The 500-nt window shown below is 57.0% G+C and carries 1 pseudogene; it reads right to left on the reverse strand.

From position 1 onward, the window contains the following. Nucleotides 1–376 (reverse strand): annotated as a pseudogene (locus UB90_RS22345) (IS5 family transposase); the annotation flags it as partial. Between the last annotated feature and the right edge of the window lie 124 nt (nucleotides 377–500).

A 500-nucleotide genomic window follows, 5' to 3' on the forward strand; every position in this document is an offset into this window, starting at 1 on the left:
TCGCCCTACGGCATCGGTGACGGCATGTAGCTTTGTGTTCATGTCACCTTTCGTGCGCCCGATCAGCCTACCACGCCCACCTTTTCAACCGCAGGCTGCAGGCCGTGCGGTGCGCCTTGAGGTAAGTCGCGTCGATCATGACCGTCTTGTGATCTGCTCCCTCCGAAGCAAGCCCCACCATGATCCGAGCAAACACGCCCATGTCGCTCCACCGCTTCCAGCGGTTGTAAAGCGCTTTGGGCGGACCGTATTCCTTTGGTGCGTCGATCCAACGCAAACCATTGCGGTTAATGAAGATAATGCCACTCAGGACACGCCTGTCATCAACGCGTGGCTTGCCATGGCTCTTCGGAAAATACGGTCGAAGCCGGGCCATTTGCTCGTCAGTCAGCCAGAAAAGATTGCTCGTCACGCGCCCTAAAGTTTGGGGGCTTGAAACAAGATCGCCCGCACACGGCAACCAAATTAATGGGTCCAGAGCCTAGGAACTGGCCAGCCTA

It is taken from the genome of Tritonibacter mobilis, assembly GCF_001681715.1.
Classification (GTDB): domain Bacteria; phylum Pseudomonadota; class Alphaproteobacteria; order Rhodobacterales; family Rhodobacteraceae; genus Epibacterium; species Epibacterium mobile.